Annotated in this window: 5 protein-coding genes; 1 reads left to right on the plus strand and 4 read right to left on the minus strand. The window is 72.5% G+C overall.

All coding sequences use genetic code 11. From position 1 onward, the window contains the following. The 3 genes from D8M29_RS09325 to D8M29_RS09335 all read right to left on the minus strand — a co-directional run. Window positions 1-340 (minus strand): biotin/lipoyl-containing protein (locus D8M29_RS09325; RefSeq protein ID WP_305034224.1); only part of this gene is annotated, 340 nt, incomplete at its 3' end. Continuing rightward, the gene (locus tag D8M29_RS09330) at window positions 337-1,386 is read right to left on the minus strand and encodes an alpha-ketoacid dehydrogenase subunit beta (RefSeq protein WP_010080328.1); all 1,050 of its coding nucleotides are present in this window, start codon (window positions 1,384-1,386) and stop codon (window positions 337-339) included. The genes D8M29_RS09325 and D8M29_RS09330, both read right to left, overlap by 4 nt. Window positions 1,387-1,388: 2 nt before the next feature. After that, on the minus strand, window positions 1,389-2,591 hold the full coding sequence (locus D8M29_RS09335) for a thiamine pyrophosphate-dependent enzyme (protein WP_036382945.1): 1,203 nt from the start codon (window positions 2,589-2,591) through the stop codon (window positions 1,389-1,391). Between the two features lie 189 nt (window positions 2,592-2,780). On the opposite strand from D8M29_RS09335, the gene D8M29_RS09340 reads away from it, so the two are divergent. Beyond that, the gene (locus tag D8M29_RS09340; protein WP_036316705.1) at window positions 2,781-3,254 is read left to right on the plus strand and encodes an Lrp/AsnC family transcriptional regulator; all 474 of its coding nucleotides are present in this window, start codon (window positions 2,781-2,783) and stop codon (window positions 3,252-3,254) included. A 21-nt stretch (window positions 3,255-3,275) separates the two neighbouring features. On the opposite strand, the gene D8M29_RS09345 is transcribed toward D8M29_RS09340, so the two are convergent. After that, a partial coding sequence (locus D8M29_RS09345) for an MFS transporter (protein ID WP_148111563.1) occupies window positions 3,276-3,857 on the minus strand: 582 nt, incomplete at its 5' end.

Here is a 3,857-nt window from a genome sequence, read left to right on the forward strand (position 1 = left end):
TCGCGCCGGGGCGGGCGGCCTCGGCCGCGGCCGCACCGGTGGACGGTGGGACGGCGAGGGTCTCGGTGCCGGCGACGGGCGCGGAGCCCTCACCGGACTCGCCGGCCTCGCCGATGGTGATCAGCGGGCTGCCGACGTCCATCGTCTCGCCCTCGGCGCCGTGCAGGATCAGCACGGTGCCGGCGTACGGGCTCGGCACCTCGACGAGGGCCTTGGCGGTCTCGACCTCGACCATGGGCTGGTCGACGGCCACGGTGTCGCCCTCGGCGACGAGCCAGCGGACGATGTCGGCCTCGGTCAGGCCCTCGCCCAGGTCGGGCAGCAGGAAGGTGTTGCTCATGCGCGGGCCTCCTCGGCGTCCAGGTCCCAGTTCAGGTCGTCGATCGCGTCCAGGATGCGGTCGATGTTCGGCAGGTGGTGCTCCTCGAGCTTCGGCGCGGGGAACGGGATGTCGAAGCCGGTCACGCGGCCCACGGGCGCCGCCAGCGAGTGGAAGCAGCGCTGCTGGATCCGGGCCACCAGCTCGGAGGCCACGGACGCGAAGCCCTGCGGCTCGGCGACGACGACGGCGCGGCCGGTCTTGGCGACCGAGGCGGTCATCGTGTCCTCGTCCAGCGGGTTCACGGTGCGCAGGTCCACGACCTCCACCGCGAGCCCCTCCTCCGCGGCCGCGTGGGCGGCGGCGAGGCAGGTGGGGACGGAGGGGCCGTAGGAGACGAGGGTGACGTCCGTGCCCTCGCGGACGACGGCGGCGCGCGCCCAGGCCTCGCCGTGCTCCTTCTTGTCCTCGACGCGGGCCCAGCCCTCCTCGAACTCTTCGCGCAGCTGGTCGAGGTCGAGCTCGGCCTTGGTCCAGTACATCTTCTTGGGCTCCATGAAGACCACCGGATCGTCCAGACGGATGGCCGAGCGCAGCATCATGTACGCGTCCTTCACCGAGGCCGGGGTGTACACCTTCAGGCCCGGGGTGTGCGCGTAGTAGGACTCGGAGGAGTCGCAGTGGTGCTCCACGCCGCCGATGCCGCCGCCGTAGGGGATGCGGATGGTGATCGGCATGGGCGTGGCGCCCTTGGTGCGGTTGCGCATCTTGGCCACGTGCGAGGCGATCTGCTCGAAGGCCGGGTATGCGAACGCGTCGAACTGCATCTCGATCACGGGGCGGGCGCCGCCGAGGGCCATGCCCACGGCCATGCCCGCGATGCCGGACTCGGCCAGCGGGGTGTCGAAGCAGCGCTCCTCGCCGAAGCGCGCGGTCAGCCCGTCCGTGATGCGGAAGACACCGCCGAGGGTGCCGACGTCCTCGCCGAACACCACCACCATGTCGTCGGCGGCCATCTCGTCGGCCAGCGCCGCGTTGAGCGCGGCGGCGAAGGTCAGGGTCGCCATGCTCAGGCCTCCTGGTTCTCGGAACGGGACAGCTCCTCGGCCAGCTGCGCACGCTGGGCGGCGAGCTGCGGGGTCTGCACGGAGTAGACGTGGTCGAACAGCTCGAGCGGATCGAGCTCCGTCTCGGCGTTCATGGCGTCACGCAGCTGCTGCGCGACGTCCTCGGCGTCGCGGGCGATCTGGGCCGAGACCTCCTCGGTGAGGGCGCCGGTGGACTCGAGGTAGGCGGTCATGCGGCGCAGCGGGTCGCGCGCCTCCCACTCCTTCACCTCGGCGTCGTCGCGGTAGCGCGAGGGGTCGTCCGTGTTGGTGTGCGCCTGCATGCGGTAGGTGTCCGCCTCCACGAGGAAGGGGCCCTGGCCCTGCCGGCACAGCTCCACGGCGCGGCCCAGCACGGCCAGCAGGGCGCCGAGGTCGTTGCCGTCCACGCGCTCGCCGGCCAGGCCGTAGCCCACGGCCTTGTGGGCCAGGGACGGGGCGGCCGACTGCTTGGCGAACGGCACGGAGATGGCGAACTTGTTGTTCTGCACGAAGAAGATCACCGGCAGCTTGAACACGGCCGCGAAGTTCAGCGCCTCGTGGAAGTCGCCCTCGGAGGTGCCGCCGTCGCCGACCATGGCCAGGCACACGACCTCCTCGCCGCGCAGGCGGGCGGCCTTGGCCATCCCGACGGCGTGCAGCATCTGGGTGGTCAGGGGCGTGGACTGGATGGAGACGTGGTGCTTCTGGGGGTCGTAGCCCTGATGCCAGGTGCCCTGGTAGGCCACCATCACCTCGAGCGGCGGGACGCCGCGGGCGATCACGGCCACGGTGTCGCGGTAGGTCGGGAACAGCCAGTCGTGCTCGCCCAGGCAGACGGCGGCGGCGACCTCGGAGGCCTCCTGGCCATGCGAGGACGGATAGACGGCCATGCGACCCTGGCGCACCAGGGCGTAGGCCTGGTCGTTGACGCGGCGGCCGATGACGAGGTGGCGGTAGGCGGCCAGCAGCTCCTCGTCGGAGGGCAGGGGATACTCGTGGCCGGGCTCGGTGCCCTGCTCCTCCGGGGCCAGCAGAGTGCCGTCCTCGCCGATCAGCTGGATGCGGCGGGCGGCGGGGAGCAGGTACTCCTCGAGGGAGATGCCGAAGGCGGCGCCGGCGTTCGGGCGGGTCTCGGCCTCGTCGGTCCGGGCGGCCCCGGGCACGGCGGGGGTGGGGTCACTCATGGCGGGTCCTCTCGATCTGTGGCCTTCAGTGTGCCCAAGAGGGTCAATGTGTCGCTCGCCCGCCCGGGATCACGAGACAATCGGGTGCAAACCAGGCACTCCATCGGACGAACTGCTATGGTGACTCGTGCCACGTAGACGGTCCGCCGCCGCGTGGCCGACCCCGTCCGCCCCGCCCCAGGAGGAGCCATGGCCGCCGAGCCGCTGGACCGCGTGGACCGCGCGATCGTCCGCGAACTGACGCAGGACGGGCGGATGTCCGTCGCGGCCCTGGCCGAGCGCGTGCACATCTCCCGCGCGCACTGCTACTCGCGTCTGAACCGCCTGCAGGACGCGGGCGTGATCACAGGCTTCACCGTGCGGGTCGACCCCGTCAAGGTCGGCTTCGGGGCCTCCGCCCACGTGACCATGAAGCTGCGTCAGCACGACTGGCGCGAGCTGCGCGCCACGCTTCTGGCCATCCCCGAGGTCTCCCACGTCTCCCTCGTGGGCGGGAACATGGACGTGATCCTGCTGGTCCGCGCGCGGGACACCGCCGACCTGCGCCGTGTGATCTTCGACGAACTGCAGACCCTGCCGAGCGTCGTCGACACGCAGACGTACATGGTCTTCGACGACCAGGCCTCCGGGCAGACCATCCCCCCGGACGAGACCGCCGACTGAGCCGATGGTCCGGCGCCCCGGTCAGCGGGGGCGCACGACGACGGGCGGCGGGTCCGCCACAGCCCCAGGCCCGCGCGGCAGCACCGCGGCGAACACGACCGCTCCGACACCGCAGACGACCGCGAGGGAGCCGACGCCGACGGCCAGCCCGGCCGCGGCGGTCGCCCCGGAGAGCAGCAGCGGCCCGGCGAGCATCCCCGCGTCGGACATCGAGCGCCACAGACCGAGGAACGGGGCGCGCGCGTTCGGCGGCGAGTGGTCCGCCCCGAGGGTCATCACGATCCCCGCGCCGAAGCCGTTGCCGATGCCCAGCAGCACCGCCGCCGCCGCGAACGCCGTCGGCTCCCGGGTGAGGCTGATCGCCAGGAACCCCGCCCCCAGCAGGGTCAGGCACGGCACCGCCACAGCGCGCCGGCCGAAGCGGTCCATGAGCCGACCCGAGGGGTAGAAGAGCAGCAGGTCCGCCGCGCCGGCCAGGCCGAAGACGAGCGACGCCGTCGCCGCGTCCAGGCCCAGGTGCGTGGCCCACAGCGGGATGACGGCGTTGCGCGCCGCGCGGGCGGCGGAGACGGCCACGACACCGAAGCCGGCCACGCACCTGGG

The sequence above is a fragment of the Micrococcus sp. HSID17227 genome (assembly GCF_003989405.1).
Taxonomy (GTDB): Bacteria; Actinomycetota; Actinomycetes; order Actinomycetales; family Micrococcaceae; genus Micrococcus; species Micrococcus luteus.